The organism is Bacillus sp. FJAT-26390, assembly GCF_001682865.1.
Lineage (GTDB): Bacteria > Bacillota > Bacilli > Paenibacillales > Paenibacillaceae > Pristimantibacillus.
Window position 1 is genome coordinate 891588 of the sequence record NZ_MAQX01000022.1, and the last position, 20699, is coordinate 912286.

The window sequence follows — 20699 nt, forward strand, 5'->3', positions numbered from 1 at the left end:
CAGGACCATGCATGATAAATTTAACAAGCTGCAAGCGATTCTAATGGAAATGGAATCTGTCGTGGTCGCGTTTTCCGGAGGCGTCGACAGCACATTCCTGCTGGATGCCGCCATAAAAACGCTCGGAAGCGAGCGTGTCTTGGCGGTCACGGCTGACTCGGAAACGTACCCGACGGAAGAGCTTCAGGAAGCCATTCAGCTGGCGAAGAGTCTTGGCGCTGCGCACCGAGTGATCGAGACATCGGAACTTAATATTCCGGGTTACAAAGAGAATAATGCGAACCGCTGTTATTTTTGCAAAAAGAGTCTGTTCGAGCATTTGGAGCCGTTCATCAAGGACGGAGCTTACCGCCATATCGTCTATGGGCTGATCGCGGATGACATGAATGAGCATAGGCCGGGGGTTCAAGCAGCGAAGGAACGTGGCGTGCGCGGCCCGTTGCAGGAAGCGGGCCTTTATAAAGAAGAAATCCGTGACCTATCCCGCGAGCATGGGCTAGCCACTTGGAATAAGCCGTCCTTTGCTTGCCTTTCTTCGCGAATTGCATACGGAGAGACGATAACCATCGAGAAGCTTGGCCGCGTCGGAGAAGCCGAGCGCTATATCCGTTCGCTCGGATTTGGCCAAGTAAGGGTAAGAAGCCATGGCGATATCGCCAGAATCGAAGTCGAGCCCAAAGCGATGGAGCAGTTGATCGGCCATTCGTCAGCGATCTCAGAACGATTGAAAGAGCTTGGTTTTATTTATGTGGCGATGGATCTATCCGGTTACCGCAGCGGCAGCATGAACAAAGTGCTTGAACGTGGAGGGGCGGCGCTATGAATGAGTTTGAGGATTTAGGCTTTTGCAAGCTGGATATCGGGCGAAGCGAGCGAACCGGACATCCGGAGGTCGTTTTTGGACAGGGCAAAACAACGGACCAGGTTGAAACGATCTTCTCCCGGCTTGTTGAAGTCCATGGCAGGGCGCTTGTGACGCGGGCAACGGCTGAAATGGGCGAGCGAGTGGTCGCTAAATTTCCAGACGCGCATTATGACGAAGCATCTCGCCTTATTTCGTTAGGCCGCTCAGCGCGGAGGCTCCCAGGTAAGGTAGCCGTCGTGACCGGAGGCACATCCGATATTCCGGTAGCGGAGGAAGCGGCGGGAACTGCCGAGTGGATGGGCTGCGAGGTTGATCGCATTTATGACGTTGGCGTTGCCGGCATAGAGCGGCTACTAAGCCAGAAGGACAGGATCAGGGAAGCTTCAGTTGTCATAGGAGTCGCTGGCATGGAGGGCGCCTTGGTAAGCGTGGTCGGAGGACTCGTGCGAAGGCCGGTTATTGCCGTGCCAACCTCAGTGGGATACGGGGCGAATTTGCAAGGCATAACGACGCTTCTTGCCATGATGACTTCCTGCGCAGCCGGGGTAACGGTAGTCAATATCGATAACGGCTTTGGGGCAGGTTTTCAGGCGGCGATGATTTTACAATTGGTAGCGGAGGGCACTTAGCATGAGGACGGTTTATTTGGATTGCATTTCAGGCATCGCAGGGGATATGGCATTGTCCGCGCTCGTGGACCTTGGCGCAGACCCGAACTACATTATCAGCCATCTATCGAAGCTGCCGATCGATCCGTTTACGATGGAATTCGTCAAGGTGGATCGGAGGGGCATCACAGCGAAATGGCTGAAGCTAAGCTTTGATAGCAGCGGGCAAGAGGATAGCGTTGATGGGCATCACCATGCTCACGACCATAGCCACGACCATGATCACCATCATGCGCATGATCATAGCCATGATCATAAACACCATCATGCGCACGGTCATAGCCACGATCATGAACACCATCATGCACACGATCATAGCCAAGACCATGATCACCATCATGATCACGCTCATAGCCATGAGCACAGAAAAGCTTCCGATATTATGCGGATGATCGAAAAATCAAGCTTGCCGAACCGCGTTAAAGAGCGAAGCTTGTCTATCTTTCAATTAATTGCCGAAGCGGAGGGCAAAATTCATGGCATGGACCCGGCTGACGTGCACTTTCACGAAGTAGGAGCGATGGACTCCATTTTAGATGTCATTGGCGTATGTTTAGCATTCGAGAGCCTCGATGCCGGCAGCATCGTCGTTTCTCCCGTGCCGACAGGAACAGGCAAGCTCCGCATGGCACATGGCTTGTATCCGATTCCGGCTCCTGCGACGGCGGAGCTGCTTCGAGGAGTGCCGTTATCGGCGTTCACGGCGAAAGGTGAATTGACGACGCCGACAGGAGCCGGAATCGTCAAAGCGCTGGCCTCTAGCTTCGGTCCGCTGCCCGCGGGTACGATTGACCGGATTGGCTATGGGGCAGGAACCAAGGATTTTGAACATCCGAACGTTTTGCGCGCTGTTTTGTACGGGCAGGAGCATAAAGAAAACAAAGAGACGATCGTTGTACTCGAAGCCCAAGTGGACGATTCTACGGGGGAGACGCTTGGTTATGCGATGGAGCGGTTATTCGAGGCTGGGGCGCTCGACGTTTACCATACGCCGGTTTACATGAAAAAAAATCGTCCCGGTGTTCTCATCAGCGTATTGTGCCGTCCAGCGGATAGCGATCGCTGCGAGGATACGCTGCTTGCCGAGACATCCACCTTCGGCGTGCGCCGCAGCGAGTGGCAGCGCAAGGCGCTTGAGCGAAGATGGATTACGGTCGAAACCGAGTACGGCTCAGTCAGAGTGAAGCAGGCTATCGACGGCGAGAGGATCATTCGCCAATCTCCGGAATTTGAGGATGCGGCGCAAGCTGCCCGTGCATCCGGAATACCTCTTGAAACGGTTTATCGCGAAGTATATAAACGATTAAACGATTAAGAGGCCTCTAGCGAAGCGTGTTTATGGGTTGTTGGCCGCAAGTGCGTCCCGCAACCCAATGGGCGCTATTCTTTTACCTATCTATAACAACGTTGTTATAATGCGATCCTTGCTAGTAATGGATCAACTTAATAAGGGGGAAATGATAATGAATACACAATCGGTTATAAGCTTGGCAGATCTTCGTGTAACGGTAGAGAAACTGGCTAACAGCATGCCTGTCACGGATATGCATACCCATTTATATTCGCCTGGATTTGGAGAGCTGCTGCTATGGGGCATTGATGATCTGCTGACGTACCATTATTTGATTTCGGAATCATTCAGATGGTCCGAGGACGAATACGGCCATTTCTGGTCGATGTCTAAGCGCGAGCAAGCGGATTGGATATGGAAGCAATTGTTCATCGACCATTCCCCGGTAAGCGAGGCGGCCAGCGGTTTTATTACCATTTTGAAACGGCTCGGATTCGACGTGTCCTCTCGCAATCTGGACGATTACCGTCAAGCCTTGGCGAATCGCTCCGTTTATGAACAGGTTGATACAGTGATGCAGATTGCGGGAATTGAAAAAATCGTCATGACAAACGACCCTTTTGACGCTTTAGAGCGGCCGATCTGGTTGTCCGGCCAAGGAAATTCGGACCCTCGTTTTTTTGCGGCGCTTCGGGTGGATGCTCTGCTTAATGATTGGCCTCACGCCGTAAGCGAGCTGCAAAAGCTCGGATTTGACGTAACGGCGGAATGGACGGAGCGGACAAAGGAGGAAACGCGCCGTTTTCTATCGGAATGGATCATTCGGATGGATGCTCTTTACCTTGCGGTCTCCATGCCGGGTGATTTCAGGTATCCCGCTGAGGACCATAGAAGCAAAATGATGGATGAGGTCATGATTCCCGTATGCCAAGAGCAGCAGATCCCTTTTGCGCTCATGATCGGCGTTCGGAGAAGAGTGAACCCGGCGCTCGGATTAGCCGGCGATATGAGCATGCTGTCAGACGTGTCTGCCGTGGAAGCGCTATGCCGACGTTATCCGGAGCAAAAGTTTCTTGTTACGATGCTGGCAAGAGAGAATCAGCATGAATTGACGGTGCTTGCCCGCAAATTCCGCAATTTGATGATCTTCGGATGCTGGTGGTTTTTGCATATCGAATCTATGGTTGAGGAGATGACGAGGTTCCGTATTGAGCTTCTAGGCACCTCGGTCATTCCGCAGCACTCCGACTGCCGTGTCTTCGAGCAGCTGATCTATAAATGGGAGCATTCGCGGAAAATTATCGGTAGCGTGCTGGCGGACAAATATGAGAAGCTGCACCACAGCGGGTGGGAAGTGACCGAAGAGGAAATCAAAAGAGATTTGGATGATCTGCTAAACCGTAATTTCTGGCGTTTTCTGGGCAAGGATATTACCTAGCCGAATTAATAAGAAGATTGAAGCAAAAAAAGGCGATTCTTACCGGGTAGGCGGGGAATCGCCTTTTCTTTCATAGAGGAGATCTACCACTCCAACGAATGGCCAAATGCTCAATGCTCTGCGCTGTCCATTTTTCATTCTTTCATTCGGTTGCCTTCATTTGAGCATTGAGCATGGGAGTACTATAATAGAAGCAAGCAATGGCTAAGTTCATTTATAAAACTATTGGAGGTAAAATGACTATGACATATCCTACATATCAGCAATTAGAAAATTACGCAGCGCTGGCTGTTCAGGTTGGCGTCAACGTGCAGCAAGGGCAGACGGTTGTCGTTATGGCTCCGATTACCGCGGCTCCGCTGGTTCGGCTCATTGCCTCTAAGGCTTATGAAGCCGGTGCCAAAAACGTACACGTGGAATATAACGATGAGGAGCTTTCCCGCATTAAATACAAGCAAGCGCCAGAGGAAGCCTTCTCGGAATACCCGATGTGGCGTGCCAAGGCGTGGGAGGATTTCGTAGACAAGGGCGCGGCGTTTATTACGGTTTATTCCCCGAACCCCGACCTTCTGAACGATGTGGACCCGGCACGCGTTGCGACTGCGACTAAGACGGCATCTACTGCGATGAGCGGCTACCGCGGCTCTTTGATGAACCATACCAATGCATGGACACTTATCTCGTATGCCACGCCGGAATGGGCATCCAAAGTATTTCCGGATGTATCGACGGAAGAAGCGGTCCAGAAGCTGTGGGAGCGGATTGTGGATGCTACGCGCATCGGGTTGGAAGATCCGGTTAAAGCGTGGAAAGCTCATAACGCGAAGCTTCTCCAAATGGTTGAGCTGCTTAACGGCAAACGTTACAAGCAATTGCAATATGAAGCGCCAGGCACAAGCTTGACCGTAGACCTGCCGGAAGGCCATATTTGGCTGGGCGGAGCAAAAGCGAATGCCAAAGGGGTATTTTTTAATCCGAACATGCCGACAGAAGAAGTATTCACAATGCCGCATAGAGAGGGCGTGAATGGCGTCGTTCGCAGCACGAAGCCTTTAAATTACAATGGTCAAGTGATTAACGGCTTCTCCTTGACCTTCAAGGATGGCAAAGTAATCGATTATTCGGCGGAGCAAGGTTATGAGGCGCTCTCTAATTTGCTGAACACGGATGAAGGCGCAAGGCATTTGGGTGAAATCGCGCTTGTCCCTGATGACTCGCCTATATCCAATTCCAACGTGGTTTTTATTAATACCTTATATGATGAGAATGCCTCCTGTCACCTTGCACTAGGCCAGGCGTATCCGGTTAACCTTGCTGGCGGTACGAAAATGTCTCCTGAGGAGCTGCTCGCTCATGGTGCAAACCGCAGCCTTACGCATGAAGATTTTATGATCGGCTCTCCCGACATGAATATTGACGGCATAACGCAGGACGGCACGCGCGAACCCATCTTCCGTAATGGCAACTGGGCGATTTAGCTGTCATTAAATAAGTGGAATGGCTTGTTTACTCCTTCACTAAGAACACAAGATAACCAGTGATGGTTTCTTGTGCTCTCCGTGGAGGTTTTTTTGTTTATTAAGGTACAATTTATCCAGATTATAGTTGCTGATGCAAGCCTGCTTATATGCTTTAGTCGTTGATTTGCGATGAAAAGGAACAATTCCAAAAAAATTTAACATCAAACCAAAAAAAAACGTATCACGTCTACTGCCCTTACTACATGATAATTGTAAATAGGAAAGCGCATTATAAATTTTAGAATTGGGGGATAAAAAGATGAAGAAATTGATTTTGGTCATGGTAATGGCATTAGTAGCTGTAAGCTTAGCAGCTTGCGGCGGCAACAATGCAGCCACGGAAGAGAGCAGTAACCCGACTAACGGGAACGCGGGCAGCACCAAAAAAGAGGTCACGCTAAAGTTTCAAATTCATACGGCCGATGAATCTTCCGTTCAATTGAAAGCGCTTCGTCAAATTGTAAAGGATTACACAGAAGCTAACCCAAACATTAAAATCGATGTTGATGCGTTAAACAGCGACCAACAAAAATTGAAGCTGAAAACGCAAGCCGCTTCCAATGACATGCCGGATGTTACCGTAGTAAATCCGGGCGCTCAGATGAAGCCTTATGTAGATGGCGGCAAGCTTGCTCCGCTTGACGACATTTTAGACAAAGACGGTTTGCGCGACTCCTACCAAAAAGGAATTCTCGATTACTATACGTTTGATGGTAAAACGTACGGGTTGTCGGAGGCAAACGATATTGGCCTCATGTACTACAACACGGAGCTGTTCGAAAAAGCGGGTGTCGCGATTCCGACTACTTTCGAAGAGATCGTAGAAGCTTCCAAACAGCTTAAAGCTAAAGGGATCATCCCGATGACAATCGGTGAGAAAGAGCCGTGGACAGGATCATTCTTGTTTATGAATATCGTTCTTCGCCTTGGCGGACCTAGCTTCTTGCAGGATGTTATCGACAAGAAGAAGTCGTTTGATGACCCGGCATTCGTGAAAGCGATCGAAAAAATGCAAGACCTGATCCAAGCAGGCGCGTTCCAGGAAGGCGCTACGTCATTCGACTACGAGCAAGGCGAGAATTTGTTCCTGACCGGCAAAGCAGCAATGTATTATATGGGCTCATGGGTAACCGCTTCTATTGAAGGATCTGATATTCAGGACAAAGTTGTCGCGAAACCGTTCCCAACGGTAGACGGCAAAGGCGATCCGAATGAGTTTATGCTTGGGCCTGGTTCAGGTTACGTGATCTCTGCCAGCACGAAGCATATGGAAGAATCCAAACAATTTTTGCTTTACTACATGACTAATTATCCGAAAAAGATGTTCGAAATGAAAGGCGCAGTAGGTCTTGCGCAAATCGTTGACGGTGACTTCGTTAAAGCCGGTTACTCGAAAGCAGCAATTGATGTTCTCGATATTATCAAGACGGTAAAAGGCGGAACGATCGCGTTTGACAACTTGATTGATCCAAGCACGACGCAGTATCACTTGAACGCGCTTCAAGGCATGTTTATCCAGAAGGTTAAGCCTGAGGATATCGCTGCCGAGCATAAAAGCAATTTTGACATGAACAATCCTTGATTTTCAATTTTAGAACAAACTAAGGGAGCCTAAACGGTTCCCTTCCTTTATTCAATAACCAGGCCAACGCAGCCTATGGCAACACGGAGGGATTACAATGAATATTTTGAAAGTTTCGAAAACAACACTAGCGATCTTCGTTCTGCCGTGCCTGATTTTGTATGTGTTGATGGTGTTCGTACCTATTGTCATCTCGATGTTCTACTCGTTCTTCCAATGGGATGGGATGAGCTCAGCAAAATATGTAGGACTTCACAACTTTGTATCTATGCTCACGAAAGATCCATTATTTTGGCCGGCGGTTAACCGCGGATTGCTCTTTGCACTCATATCCGCTTGCGAAATTCCTGTAGCGCTGTTTGTAGCCATTTTGCTCACACGTTATCTTCGCAAACCCAATACGTTGGTTTCGATTTATTTTTTACCGGTTATTTTGTCTGTTGTCGTTATCGGGCAGCTATGGCGCTCGATTTACAACCCGGCTGAATTTGGCGGGATGCTGAATAAGCTTCTTATATCTGTAGGGCTGGAGAGCTGGACGCATACATGGCTCGCAGAACCTAAAATAGCGATTTACGCGATCTTTTTCGTCGCCTTATGGCAGTACCTAGGCTATCATGTCCTGATCCAGTTTACGGGACTACAGAATATTTCCAAGGAAATATATGAAGCATCACGAATCGATGGAGCAGAAGGCTTTAAAGCCGATCGTTATATTACGCTGCCGTTAATGGCGCCCGTTCTGAAAATTTCACTTATACTTGCAGTCATCGGTTCACTTAATGCTTTTGATATTGTTATGGTTATGACAGGCGGAGGGCCAGGCAACTCGACCGAAGTGATTTCCACTCTCATGTATAACAAAACGTTCATGTCCTTCCAATATGGCTACGGCAGCGCAATGTCCGTATTTTTGGTCGCAGAAGGATTGGTCGCAACCATATTGCTTAATTTTGCCTTCAAACGATCAGAGAATGCCGCATCTTAGTATGGCGGAATAGGAGGATGAAACAAGTGAAAATCAAAAAAACGATCGTTCGGGCATTTTTGGCCCTTCTAATATTAACACAGGTATATCCATTGCTTTGGCTGGTATTGTATTCATTTAAGACCAATGAGGAAATTTTGTCGAGCAGCTTCTTCGCTCTTCCAAAAATCATGAAGTGGGAAAACTACTCCAATGCATTTGTGAGCGGCCACTACTTGCAATATTTATGGAATAGCGTTATTGTGACAGGAATATCGATGGTGATCACATTGGTGCTTGGCGCCATGGTTTCCTACGCAATCGGACGTTTCAAATGGAGAGGCTCTAAAATTGTGATGCTTATTTTTCTAATCGGCATTATGATTCCGACGCAAGCGACGTTGATTCCGCTCGTCGTATTGTTTAATAAGCTGCACATTATGGATACGCATATTTCGCTTATTTTGCCTTATATCGCATTTTCGGTACCGATGGCTGTCTTTATTTTGTCCGAATTTTATAAGGGCATCCCGCATGAGCTTGAGGAATCGGCGGCGATGGATGGAGCATCTATTTTCCGGATTTTTGCAAGCATCATTTTTCCGATTACGATTCCGCCATTGATGACCGTATCGATCGTTACGTTCATCAGCATTTGGAATGAATACATTATGGCGGCAACTTTTATTTCGTCTGCCCATTTAAAAACTTTGCCATTCGGTATTTATAGCTTTGTTGGTAAATATACGACGAATTACGGCGCTATTGGCGCATACTTGATATTAGGCGTTATTCCAGTCCTGATCGTTTACTTCCTTCTTGCTGACAAAATTACTTCAGGCATGGTTGCCGGAGCCGTTAAGGGATAATCGATACAGGCCCGCATAAAAAAAGATTCAGGGGAGATAAAAGCATGAGGTGGGGCAAACAATGGTTTAATCGATTAGGTGTTCGTTTATTTCTATTGTTTGTTGGAAGCTCCATTATCCTCATGCTTGTATTGACCATGCTGTATTATCAGCGCTCTGCTGCGCAAGTTAATGACAAAGTAGGGGAAGTGGCCTTAAAGAGCATGTCGCAAGCAAGCGGACATGCGGAGCTGCTTCTGAAAGGTTATTCGATCTTGGCGAAATCGATTGTCAGCAGTCCAGAGATTCAAAGCTATGCTGCGCGTGAGCAAAAAGATATTCCTGCATTGCAAGCGATAAGAGAGCGTTCGATAACGAACGCATTAGGCGCTATTTTTTATTCATGGGATGACATCATTGGCATTTATGTGATAACGGATACAGGAAAAGTGTACAGCTATGGCAGCCGAAACGCGCAGGTCATTGACGTAGGTTATAAGGATTCGCTTTGGTACTATCAGATCAAGCATTCCAAAGGCGAGCCAATTTGGCTTGGCGTAAAGGAAAATTCAATCATTGATCAGATTGAGAAAAGATCCGTATTCGCCTTTGGCAGCCAGCTCGTGGATTTCACCAACCAGAAATCGATGGGAATCGTGCTGGTCGAGATGGAGCCTAAAGGGATGAATGACATCATGAAAAATTTAGAGCTGTCGAGCAATAGCGAATCCTTTCTTTTGAACAGCGAGAAGGCTATTTTAGCCCATAATAAGCCGGATCATTTTGCAACCACGACTGCTCGCGCGATCGCGGATGCTCATGATAATAAACCCGTCCAGCTCATAGACAATGATCGGTATTTAATCGTTAATGGCATGCTGAACAGCATGGATTTGCAGCTGCTAAGCCTAACGCCAAAATCGGATCTTGCCTTCGAGCTCAAGCAAACCAAGCAGTTTCTTCTGATGATTTTTATGCTGCTGATCTTCTTATCCATTATTTTGGCCTTGTTTGTATCGAGATCATTTTCCTTGCCGATCAGCCAAATGATTCGCCAAATGAAGCAGGTTGAACGCGGCGACTTTAATGGTATGATGGAAGTAAAGTCCTTCGAAGAAATCAGGGAGATGGCACAACGGTTTAACCGAATGGTCGACCGGATTAATGGTTTGATCGCACGTATTCGGGCAATTTCCGCAAGCGAGAAAAATGTGCAGCTTCAGGTGCTTCAAGCACAAGTGAATCCCCATTTTTTGTATAACACGTTGGACATGATTTATTGGATGCTGGAGGAGAAGGAAGAAGAAACCCTAAGCGAGGTTGTACTTTCCCTTTCCGAAATATTTAGATACAGCAGCAACTGGGAGCATTCATCAAGCGTGACACTGCTCGAAGAGCTTGAACAAATTAGAAACTATGCGCTTATTTGTCAAACCCGCATGAACCATAGATTAGAAATCAAAATAGAGATTGATCCCAAATGGCATGCGATAAAGCTTCCGAAGATGATTTTACAGCCCATTGTTGAGAACGCAATCGTACATGGACTGGACGAGAAGGATTCGAATGAGGCTGGGGTTGTTCTTATAACGGCCCACATTGATGCGGGTAATCTCTATATTCATATTAAGGATAATGGTGCGGGAATGGAGCCCGAAAAGCTCGCAGCGCTGTTAACCGCACTTCATACCAAATCGGAAAAGGAACGCACGTTTGAGAGGAAGGCGACAAGCAGTCTTGAAGAAGTTCCGAAGGGACAAGCAGAAGACTTAATCTCGACAGATATGCAGCGCGAATCCGATACAGGAATCGGGCTGTCTAACGTGCATCGACGGCTTTTGCTATGGTATGGGCCTGCATACGGCGTTCAAATCCATAGCACTTTCGGAGAAGGAACGCAGGTAACGATAGTCGTACCCGCTAATTTGGAGGAGGAGCGTGCATGAGAGTACTGATCGTTGATGACGAGAAACCGATATGTGACGGCGTGAAGCGAACGATTCTCTCCTCCTTTCCAGAGGCTTCGATCTTAGTAGCTGGAAATGGGAAAGATGCGCTGGACATCCTCTCCAAATCGCCGGTTGATATCGTTATATTAGACATCAAGATGCCGAAGATGAACGGATTAATGCTATTGGCGGCAGGCAAGGAATTGGATCAGCGCATAAAATGGATCATTATTTCGGCCCATGCCGATTTCTATTATGCGCAAGAAGCGCTCAGGCAAGGAGCTTCCGACTATATTCTTAAGCCGATTGGCAAACAAAAGCTGGTAGCACTAATTACGCGGCTGCGCGCTGAAATGGAAACGGAGCAACAAAAAAGGTCCGCGAGTGAACATATGGAGCTTGAAGAAAAGGCATTAAAGGCAACTCCGCCCGTTAATGATGCCGATAAAGCGTCAACCGGAATGATCGACACAGCCATTCAATACATTCATGAACATTTTCATGAGAATGTGTCGCTCGACAAAGTCGCGGCGGCCGTTTATTTGAATCCCACCTATTTCAGCTTACTGTTTAAACAGAAGGTAGGAGCGGGCTACAAGGAATACATTACGCAGCTCCGAATGGAAAAAGCGAAAGCGTTGCTGCGGGATACCCATCTTAAAGTATCAGATATCGCGGTGCAGGTCGGTTTTAACGATATGCGCCATTTCACGCAAGTGTTCCGCAAATCATGCCAGGAAACGCCAACCGAATATCGAATGTCCGAATCTCAGAAAACGGACCGCACATCTTCATAAAACTTTCGCCGTCCTATAGAAGGGCGGTTTTTTTGTTTAGCCGCAGTGGAGGTGTTCGTTGACGGAAAGAGGACTGACGATCAACGACCGCAAGTCCTCTTTTTGCTGCTCCGCTACTCTCCAATCATTCTAAAATCAATGTTGGCAGGCGGCGGGAACATCACCTTGGCTTCCGCTAGAAGAGCCTCGCTTAACGGCTCGTTTCTTGCCTTTGCCAGCTTCTTGGCCTTGTATTTGTACCAAAGCTCGATAACGAGCGTCTCTCCCTCTCGGATAACAGCAAACTCCTGAAGAAATAAGCGCTCCACAAACGCAAGCTCATCCAGCTCCAGAGCAGCGGCACCGACAATAATTCGAATGCGGTCGCTGCTTGCGAAAGCATCCGGCAAGCTATGATAGACACGCCATGCCTCAGCGTATCGCTCCATTCCTATAAGCAGGTTCAAATATTCTTCAGCAAGCGCTTGGTCAGGAAAGGAGTGTGTAAGCTGGAACGCGCGCTCCCAATAGCTCAGCGCTTGTTCGCTCAACCCTTTTCGATTCATCGCTTCAGCGAGATTTCGGTATACCCAGACCGATGGCTGAAGGCGGAGGGAGGTTTCCCATGCGGCAATCGCATCCGCTTCCTTGCCATTCTCATACAGCATCACTCCCAAATGCATATAAGCGTTCCAAGATTGGTTGCGCGCGGATTGCAGGCTCGCTTCAAGAAGGTCAAGCCATTCCTCCTGCACCATCCAGGCGCTTGGAATTTCATGAACGCCGCGCTCTGGAAAACGGCCATCATTCAGCAGCGCCTGCCAGTCGCGGCTTGGGCTGTTCCCGGCTTGCTGTCTCACGGTGAAATGAAATCCGGGAGGAATTTGGCGATTCTCCAGCTTTTCCCTGCGAAGCCTTTCCAGCTCGCCCCATTCGGAGCCGTGAAACAGCTTATGTTCAGGTTTTTTGCCAGCTAGCGTCCGAAGGGAGTGATGAATCGCCAGCATTTCTTCTTCATCGATATGCCGGTCGACGCATTGCTGAACATACGACTTTGCTTTATTCCAATCCTGCTGGTGCGTTAGCTCAGCCTCGATACAGGTCATGCCGATCGCTTGGGTAAAATCCCATTCCGAATGGGCGGGCATATCGAGTCCGTGCAGCTGGGTAGGCGCAAAGCCTCCTTGGATTTCGATATAATTGCCCTCGCCCGGATTTGCAAGGAAGTCGCACCAACGCCTTCCGCCAGCGTGATTGCCCCAGCAAAACATTTTGCGATAGCGCAGCCGCGAGGTCGAGCGTTCGTAGAACATTCTGCCGTCTTCGTAGGCAACGGCTTCCCACGGATATTCGTTGTTAGCCGGCGTTTGAAAAAAATACTCATTCGAGAACGGAAAGCTCAGCGGATACGATACATCTTTATCCGGAACGGTCGGCAGATGAGGCAGCTTGCCTAAGCCAAACCCTTTTATGCTGTGGTCAATATAGATGACTTCATCGGTTGCTGAGAAAACACGGGCTCCGGCGGTTTCCTCGACGGCAATATTGGTCCACCAATACATCGGTACGGCCCGGTTGTTGTCATTGACGATTCGTACATAAATAAGGAGCTTATCCGATCCGGCAGGCAGGTGGAAATCAATATGCCAGAATACATTTTTAGTCCGTTCATAATCGTAAATCCGCAGGAAATCGTCTCCCTTATGGTCTTTGAGAATGGCGGCATGCACGGGTGAGCAGGTCGTAAACGTATGGCCGAGCTGGCCGATATTCCACTCGATGCCCCCAGAGAACCATGCATTCAAGATAGCTAAATTAGCGGGTTGAAAAACAGGATTCGTATATAAAATATCGCGATTCGATTTTTTATCGATCAACGCATACAATCTACCCCCATACTGGGGCAAAAATACCGCTTGCAGCTGATCATTTTCCAATATAATCGTTTCGATTAAAAGCTCATTCCGTTCTCTGGAATAACGGTCCTGCATCCGGTAAGGTAAAAACCGTTCTCCGGTTTCGTAACCAAGCTTCATGCGATGCCCCTCCGTGAGGGTACCGTTATCCGCTACTTCTCTATGATGCTGGCTGTTTCGAAACATAGGCAGCGGATTTTCCCCTCCAACTTCTGCTCCCTCGAGTCGTAACGATGATTGATATACACGCAATTTATACATTCCCCCAGTATTCGTTGTCTGCGCTGTTGTTCATCAGTAACTCTACCTTGGGCGTGCGCAACAGGAAATGAACTATTTTGAACTAAACCTGTCTTATTTTGTTCTGTGCCGCTTACAAGGCGGCCAAACGGTTCGTTATAACGGAATTGTCCAACTATTCTCGCTTCTGGCTAAATAAAAAAGGGGATTAGTCATTTATGATAAAGCTAGCCAACACATTCGCGAGAGGGATTTATCGCAGTTTGTCGAATAGAAACGAGAGTATATCGATTTCCAAATGCTGTAATCGCAAGGCGGCTCTGAAAATATTGTTTAAGGAGTCAATATGCAAAAAAATCTACGCATGTCCACAATACTCCGGCTTTTTTTTATTTTAGTTGTTATCGTGCCGGTCATCTTGATCTGCGCGGTCATCTTGAACATCTATGAGCGGGATATTCTTCAGCAAAATACGGGGCGGTCTTTGCAAACCTCTCAGGCGGTTGCTTACTCCGTTAGTCAGGAAATCAATCGGATGGCGGGTTTGTTCGCTTCGATCGGGGTCGACCAGGATGTCATATTAACGGTGTTTGACGTCCATCACAAGGAAGGCATAGAGAAACAATTAGCCAGCAACAAGCTGAAAATACTGATCGAGAAGTACACGGCGTCCGTATCGGGACGCGTCCTTTCGGTCAACTTCTTTTTTGATAACGGCAAATCCTACTCCTATTTAAAAAACATGATGACTGACGAAGCGATGCTCCGCCAGCAAGAGTGGTACCACGATACCGCGAGCACGCCTAACATTGTAAGGTTTTTGGGCATGCAGCCCAATATGCTGTATGGCAATTATAATCCGTACATTATGGCGGCTGCCCTTTCTCCCAGCGATCCTAACCCTTTTTCGAAGCTAGAGATGATCTTGTTTACGTTTGAAAGCGGCGCTTTTGACCGTATTTTGCAATCCCGCGACAATTCGGAATCCGTTCTGCACATTGTAAGCGAAAAAGGCGAAATTATCGCCTCCAATACGATCGTGGATAGAGGCAGCATCATTTCGGATAATTGGAAAGCAAAAATCGGCCAAGACGAGAAGGGCTCTTTCGTCGATGATACGGAGGACAACCGCAAATTAATTACGTATGCCAGGGTCGATAATTCAAATTGGTATATCGTACAGATGCTTCCGTACAAGGATTTGCTCGAAAATTACAGAAGCGTCAATTCGTTTGTATGGTTTCTGGCGATTTTGATCATCGTGGCGTTTGTGCTCGTTTCCTTCTATCTCGTATCAAATGTCACGGAGCCGATTAGTGCGCTGCTCCGCCAAATGGTCCGCGTTACCGGCGGCGATCTCAATGCGAGATACACCGGTTCAGGCAGCTTGGAGATGGTGCGGCTGGGCCATTCCTTTAATCTAATGACGGAACAGGTTAAGGAGCTGATTGACCAGCACGAACAGCAGGAGATCGAGAAGCGCAAAGCCGAATTTGCCGCCCTGCAGTCTCAAATCAATCCTCATTTTCTAATCAATACGTTAAATTCGATCAAGTATATGGCTTTAATCAGCAAGGCGGATAATATCCGCAACATGACGCATGCGTTAACGCGCTTATTGGCGTCTTCCTTCAATCGCGGCGGCCTGCTTACGACGATAGAAGAGGAAGTTGACCACTTAAAGCATTATTTATACATTATGGAAATTCGATTCGGCAAATCGATCCAGACCGAGTGGGATATCGATGACGGAATAGCCCGCCATTACTTGCTCAAGCTGCTGCTGCAGCCCATTTTGGAGAACAGCATCATTCATGGCTTGAAGGAATTGGATTACCCTGGAACGATCGATGTATCCATCAAAGCGAAAGAAAGTGATCTGATCATTACAATCGCAGATAATGGAGCGGGCATGCCGGAGGAGCTAATGACTCGGGCGCAGGATAAAGAGCCCAGCTATGCATTTAGCGGAATGGGCAACAAAAACGTGCATAGAAGAATCCAGCTGCACTATGGGGATCGGTACGGTTTGCAGTATGAACCGAATTATCCGCATGGCACGAAGGTGATCATAAGGCTGCCCTTGATTAATGAGCCGGATGAGGAAATGGCCGACATCAATTTAAGGAAATAAGCGGGCTTTGTTCCGGGCAATGCGTGGAATATGAGCCATAAAAGATCATGTCAGAACCAAAAACGTCATATCGCCGCATCTCCTTACCATGTAAGATGGGATTTATAACGCTGAAAGCGCCAACAATACTTAGCCAATTCCAAGCATCCTAGGGAGATAAATGAATGAGATTGAGAAAAGGAGTAGGTTCCGCTTTAGTGATTAGCCTAATCTTTATAAGCTTGCTTGCGGGTTACATCGGCTACAACAAGATCGAAATAAATAATAAGTTTAATTCATTTGGAACAAATGATTCACAATCAAACATAACATCCAATAAAAATCAGCCTGTCAAAATTAAACTCGGCATTTGGGAATCGAAGACGGATATTGCGTTTTGGACCGAAAAAGTGAAGGCATATACAGCTATTAAACCCAATGTAACGGTCGAAGTGGAGACGATTCCGGATAACAGCGGACAATACTTGAAGGTGCGCCTCGCGGCCAATGATTTGCCGGATCTTTTTTACTTAAAGCCGGGCCATCTTACGATTTATAAGGATTCGCTGCTGTCCCTTGATGAATTGCAGGCAACGGGGAGAAACAGGTACCCAGCCGTGCTCGACGGCCATATCCTTGGTTTGCCGCTTGTGTCCTTCTCGGAATACGTCTATTACCACCCTAGCATTTTTCAAGAGGTAGGCGTTGAGGTGCCGCAGACCTATGACGAGTTTATGAATGTGCTTGAGAAAATCAAATCCCATGGCAAATATATACCGATTGCGATCGGCGGGAAGGACGATTGGACCTTTTATCCGTTTATCGAATTTGGCCCGCCTATACTCACGGAGGATGAGCAATATCTGGCTAACCTCGCGAATATTAAAAGGCCGTTCGGAGCAGGCTCAGCCTTCGAGAAAGCGGCGAATATGCTGAAGACCATATCCGAAAATAAGCTTGCAGGAGACGACGCGCTTGCGATCGGATTCGATCAGGCGACACAATTGTTCCAATCGGACAAAGCAGCGATGATCGCACTTGGGCAATGGTATTATTCCGATCATATGTCGAAGGTGAATACGGATGAGGATATTGATGCATTCGCTTTGCCTTGGAGAGCGACGACCAAAGAGAAGCTGCAAGCTGTCACTATGCCCGACCAATATATGGCGATAAACAAAAACTCCAAAAACACGGAAGAAACGATAGCTTTTCTGGAATGGATGTTCAGTCCCGAAGTCTACCAGCAATATATTAACAACTCGCAAAATTCTTCCACCTTAAATGACGTAACGGCTAATCTGCCCTTCTTCAACAAGGTGAATAACCGGCATCCCTTTAATCCGTTTATGTACCAAGGACTGGATGAGCAATTCGTGAAAATAAAAAACGCTGCCCAGTATGACGAGAAAAAGATGGCGCAGCAAATTTTTGCAGGCGCATCCGTGGCTGATATTGTAAGTGAAATGAATGAAAATTGGAGCAAGGCGGTTGAATACGTCGAGAGCAACAATATCCATTTTCCATTGTATTTTGACAAGTGATATCAAAAGGGGGAAATAGAATGGCGAAATACCAAGCCTTCATCATTGATGACGAACCTTTGGCTAGACTTGCACTACGGGAATACATTTCATTAACTTCAACGGATATTGAAATCGCAGGAGAGGCCGGGGACGGTGAAGAGGCGTTATCGCTGCTTCGGGAACGCCAGGACATCGATATCGTATTAGCCGATATTCAGATGCCGAGGATGAACGGCGTGGAGCTGCTTAAAGCGATTCGTGATGCTTCTTTTGCCAGGGAGCCGCTTGTCATCATGCTGAGCGCGTATGGCGATTACGGGTATGTGAGAGATTCATTCGTGCTGGGCGCCTTCGATTACATGCTCAAAGCAAAATTGGACGAGGCTTATATCGCGCCTGTTCTGCACAAGACGATAGCGGAATTAAATAGGCGGCAAAAAACAGCGGTTACCCTAGCCCCCGTTCAGGATGAAGAAGAAAGGGTATGCTCGATCCTGCACCGGCTTTCCTTGTCGACTGCCGCGAATCTGCCGGATTACGGGCAAGATGAACAATTGAAGCAGGACTTGGAATTTGTAAAAAACCATTTGGGCGAGAAAAATCAAGAGGTGGCGCTTATTCGATTGTCGGAGGTCATCCCCTTCGAGCATATCCATCGCATGGTCTTGCAGACGATACGTACCGTTACAAATACAGACCGGAATGAAGGGATATGCCGCGTTTGCCGCCATGATGACCGCCATTACACTTTATTTTTCACATTTCCTGAGCAGTGCAGCACGTTAGCCATTCGCAGCCTGACCCATAGCGTATTAACCGATGTGAAAATCAGGCTGCGCCAGTTTTTGAATCTTAATCTATCCATTGGGATCAGCGATGTGGCAAGCGGCGTGATGCAGTGGAACCGATTGTTCAGGCAGGCGGAGCGCTTGTCCATTCTAAGCTACTATCATGGTTATGACCGTTTGTTGTATCCAGAAGCGGAGCGGCCTTTTCGAATAGAGGCGGATGATTGGAAGGAAGAGTGGATGTCATTTAAGTCGGAGCTGCTGCAAACGTTAAAGGAGGCTGACCAAGCGCTCTGGAAGCAGCGGCTGCAGGAGGGCTTCGAGCGGCTGGGGCAGCGGTTCCCCTCATCACCCGACGACATCAAGTCGGCGCTTAGCGACCTGATCTGGGAAGTGGGATCGCTGATGCACCAGAATGGCGTATCTTGGGAGAAGTTTCATGAGCAGTTTCCTCATCCGATGGAGCATGTACGCCATTTGGAGACGTGGGACGAGACCATTCAGTGGGTGGAGCTGTTCGTTACGAAGCTTCATGATAAATTGCATCCCAAAGTACAATGCGCAGCTGCTTGGCTCAGCCCGGTTGTCGCCAAAGCAAAGGCGATTCTGGAAAATCATTTTGACGAGGATATTCATCTATCCAATATTAGCGAAATGGTCGGCGTCAGCGAGAGCTATTTAAGCAAGCAATTCGCCAAAGAAACCGGCATTAACTTCATTTCTTATTTGACGAATTTGAGGATAGAGAAAGCGAAGGAAGGGTTAGAAAACGGCTTGAAAATATACGATGTCGCGGAGAGGGTAGGGTACGTCAACCCAGAGCATTTTAGCCGGATTTTCAAAAAAGTAACGGGACTTAGCCCGGTCGCCTACCGGAAGGAGAAAGACAAACGTTCTTTCGTATCCTCCTATATCTAGCAGCCTATAAGAACCTTCTAATCACATCATCGTGGTTAGGGAGGTTCTTTTTTCGTTTTCGGGCAAAATTAGCGTTCAATGCAAAAATAATCAACTTTACTACAAAATAGATCATTTGTATCCGTTTCCACGGTTTGTATGATAGAGGGGTCAATAAAACCAAGGGGAGGGATACATATTGTATCGTAAAATACTGCTGAACACGTTGATCTGTACGATTTGTACCATGCTGATGATGACGGTGGCCAGCGCGGAGAAAGCATCGGATTTTGGGATGAGCTCATCGGCTAAGGAATCTGCGAACGCACAATTCACCATCAAGCTTAGCGGAGATAACATGAAGGATTTGTACGCGTATGAAGTGAAATTCAAGTTTGATCCCGAACAATTGGAGATCGTAAAAGCAGAATCAAGCTTCAAAGGCTTTTCCGTGTCTCCCATTGTCAAAAACGATGAAATTACGTTTGCCCACACGAAGATCGGAAATGTGAAGGGCGAAGCCGGGAACATCGATATAAGCACCATTACCTTCAAAGCGAAAAAGCCGGGAACCGCTAAGGTGAATTGGACATCGATGAAAATCATTGACCGAGATCTCAAGGATCAAGCTTTTACGCTGACGGAATCTGTCGATTTCACGAAGCTGTTCAGCGATATCGTTGGGCACTGGGCAAAAGACGATATTATGCAAATGGTCAATAAAAGCATCGTCGAAGGCATCGATAACGAGCGGTTTGCTCCGAACAGCAACGTGACTAGGGCGCAGTTCGCGGCGTTGATCGCAAGGGCATTAGAACTGAAGAAGGGCAGCGGAAAGAACCCGTTTGCAGATGTGAAAGCAGGCTCTTGGTATGAGGATACGGTCAAAAGCGCTTATGCCGCTGGCATTATCAATGGGGTAACAAGCGTGGCCTTTGCGCCTGACAAAAGCATTACGCGGGAGGAAATGAGCGTCATGCTGATGCGAGCCAAAGCTTATGCTGCGGGGGTTAAGGTAGACAGCCTTAAAGCAGGCAGCTTAAAAGGGTTCAAAGACGAAGGGGAAATTAGCGAATGGGCTAAAAAATCGGTCGGCTTTGCCACGGCTTCTGGCTTGTTGAAAGGAAGAACGGCAAGCTCCTTCGCGCCTAAAAAGCTCACTACAAGAGCAGAGTCTGCGGTTGTCATTAAACGGTTGCTGTCAGGCGTTTGATGATACATTTTGTATCACGACTTCTTTGATTTTTTGGAGGGGGGATGCAAAAAAAGAGATATAGAGAGGGTCAGGGTCCATTTGTTTTTAATTTAGCAAAGA

At 47.6% G+C, this 20699-nt stretch carries 15 protein-coding genes; 14 read left to right on the forward strand and 1 reads right to left on the reverse strand.

The window, feature by feature from the left end:
* The first annotated feature begins 7 nt into the window (after positions 1-7).
* The 10 genes from larE (at position 8) to A7975_RS20670 (ending at position 11925) form a co-directional block, all read left to right on the forward strand.
* Positions 8-823: an ATP-dependent sacrificial sulfur transferase LarE gene (gene larE / locus A7975_RS20625; protein ID WP_053375117.1), complete on the forward strand. Its 816-nt coding sequence runs from the start codon at positions 8-10 to the stop codon at positions 821-823.
* A complete protein-coding gene (gene larB, locus A7975_RS20630) occupies positions 820-1494 on the forward strand; it encodes a nickel pincer cofactor biosynthesis protein LarB (RefSeq protein WP_065386337.1) in 675 nt (224 codons plus the stop codon). Before larE ends, larB begins: the two co-directional genes overlap by 4 nt.
* Before the next feature lies 1 nt (position 1495).
* Entirely contained in the window at positions 1496-2848 is a 1353-nt protein-coding gene (gene larC, locus A7975_RS20635; protein WP_065386338.1) for a nickel pincer cofactor biosynthesis protein LarC, read from the forward strand.
* 148 nt (positions 2849-2996) lie between these two features.
* Positions 2997-4262 carry a hypothetical protein gene (locus tag A7975_RS20640; RefSeq protein WP_065386339.1) on the forward strand — a complete coding sequence of 422 codons (1266 nt, stop codon included), beginning with the start codon at positions 2997-2999 and terminating at the stop codon, positions 4260-4262.
* 242 nt (positions 4263-4504) lie between these two features.
* Positions 4505-5740, forward strand: a complete 1236-nt coding sequence (locus A7975_RS20645; RefSeq protein ID WP_065386340.1) for an aminopeptidase — start codon at positions 4505-4507, stop codon at positions 5738-5740.
* Between the two features lie 301 nt (positions 5741-6041).
* A complete protein-coding gene (locus A7975_RS20650; protein ID WP_065386341.1) occupies positions 6042-7364 on the forward strand; it encodes an extracellular solute-binding protein in 1323 nt (440 codons plus the stop codon).
* Positions 7365-7461: 97 nt separating this feature from the next.
* Positions 7462-8352 (forward strand): carbohydrate ABC transporter permease, encoded by an 891-nt coding sequence (locus A7975_RS20655; RefSeq protein ID WP_053375123.1) that lies wholly within the window; start codon positions 7462-7464, stop codon positions 8350-8352.
* A 17-nt stretch (positions 8353-8369) separates the two neighbouring features.
* Positions 8370-9200 carry a carbohydrate ABC transporter permease gene (locus A7975_RS20660; protein WP_053375124.1) on the forward strand — a complete coding sequence of 277 codons (831 nt, stop codon included), beginning with the start codon at positions 8370-8372 and terminating at the stop codon, positions 9198-9200.
* Between the two features lie 44 nt (positions 9201-9244).
* Complete coding sequence (locus tag A7975_RS20665; protein ID WP_065386342.1) at positions 9245-11125, forward strand: sensor histidine kinase; 1881 nt, start codon at positions 9245-9247, stop codon at positions 11123-11125.
* Complete coding sequence (locus A7975_RS20670; RefSeq protein WP_065386343.1) at positions 11122-11925, forward strand: response regulator transcription factor; 804 nt, start codon at positions 11122-11124, stop codon at positions 11923-11925. The genes A7975_RS20665 and A7975_RS20670 overlap by 4 nt, the downstream gene beginning before the upstream one ends.
* 113 nt (positions 11926-12038) lie before the next feature.
* On the opposite strand, the gene A7975_RS20675 is transcribed toward A7975_RS20670, so the two are convergent.
* Positions 12039-14072 (reverse strand): DUF5107 domain-containing protein, encoded by a 2034-nt coding sequence (locus tag A7975_RS20675; protein ID WP_176707773.1) that lies wholly within the window; start codon positions 14070-14072, stop codon positions 12039-12041.
* 334 nt (positions 14073-14406) lie between these two features.
* On the opposite strand from A7975_RS20675, the gene A7975_RS20680 reads away from it, so the two are divergent.
* The 4 genes from A7975_RS20680 (at position 14407) to A7975_RS20695 (ending at position 20597) form a co-directional block, all read left to right on the forward strand.
* Positions 14407-16194 (forward strand): sensor histidine kinase, encoded by a 1788-nt coding sequence (locus A7975_RS20680; RefSeq protein WP_053375128.1) that lies wholly within the window; start codon positions 14407-14409, stop codon positions 16192-16194.
* 164 nt (positions 16195-16358) lie between these two features.
* Positions 16359-17717, forward strand: a complete 1359-nt coding sequence (locus A7975_RS20685; protein ID WP_065386345.1) for an ABC transporter substrate-binding protein — start codon at positions 16359-16361, stop codon at positions 17715-17717.
* 20 nt (positions 17718-17737) lie between these two features.
* Positions 17738-19405 carry a helix-turn-helix domain-containing protein gene (locus A7975_RS20690; RefSeq protein WP_065386346.1) on the forward strand — a complete coding sequence of 556 codons (1668 nt, stop codon included), beginning with the start codon at positions 17738-17740 and terminating at the stop codon, positions 19403-19405.
* A 178-nt stretch (positions 19406-19583) separates the two neighbouring features.
* A complete protein-coding gene (locus A7975_RS20695; protein ID WP_053375131.1) occupies positions 19584-20597 on the forward strand; it encodes an S-layer homology domain-containing protein in 1014 nt (337 codons plus the stop codon).
* Positions 20598-20699: the final 102 nt, after the last annotated feature.

Excerpts from the sequence above, each read along its gene's own strand:
- larE (WP_053375117.1), top strand. The coding sequence starts at position 8 with ATGCATGATAAATTTAACAAGCTGCAAGCGATTCTAATGGAAATGGAA.
- larB (WP_065386337.1), top strand. The coding sequence starts at position 820 with ATGAATGAGTTTGAGGATTTAGGCTTTTGCAAGCTGGATATCGGGCGA.
- larC (WP_065386338.1), top strand. The coding sequence starts at position 1,496 with ATGAGGACGGTTTATTTGGATTGCATTTCAGGCATCGCAGGGGATATG.
- A7975_RS20640 (WP_065386339.1), top strand. The coding sequence starts at position 2,997 with ATGAATACACAATCGGTTATAAGCTTGGCAGATCTTCGTGTAACGGTA.
- A7975_RS20645 (WP_065386340.1), top strand. The coding sequence starts at position 4,505 with ATGACATATCCTACATATCAGCAATTAGAAAATTACGCAGCGCTGGCT.
- A7975_RS20650 (WP_065386341.1), top strand. The coding sequence starts at position 6,042 with ATGAAGAAATTGATTTTGGTCATGGTAATGGCATTAGTAGCTGTAAGC.
- A7975_RS20655 (WP_053375123.1), top strand. The coding sequence starts at position 7,462 with ATGAATATTTTGAAAGTTTCGAAAACAACACTAGCGATCTTCGTTCTG.
- A7975_RS20660 (WP_053375124.1), top strand. The coding sequence starts at position 8,370 with ATGAAACAAGTGAAAATCAAAAAAACGATCGTTCGGGCATTTTTGGCC.
- A7975_RS20665 (WP_065386342.1), top strand. The coding sequence starts at position 9,245 with ATGAGGTGGGGCAAACAATGGTTTAATCGATTAGGTGTTCGTTTATTT.
- A7975_RS20670 (WP_065386343.1), top strand. The coding sequence starts at position 11,122 with ATGAGAGTACTGATCGTTGATGACGAGAAACCGATATGTGACGGCGTG.
- A7975_RS20680 (WP_053375128.1), top strand. The coding sequence starts at position 14,407 with ATGCAAAAAAATCTACGCATGTCCACAATACTCCGGCTTTTTTTTATT.
- A7975_RS20685 (WP_065386345.1), top strand. The coding sequence starts at position 16,359 with ATGAGATTGAGAAAAGGAGTAGGTTCCGCTTTAGTGATTAGCCTAATC.
- A7975_RS20690 (WP_065386346.1), top strand. The coding sequence starts at position 17,738 with ATGGCGAAATACCAAGCCTTCATCATTGATGACGAACCTTTGGCTAGA.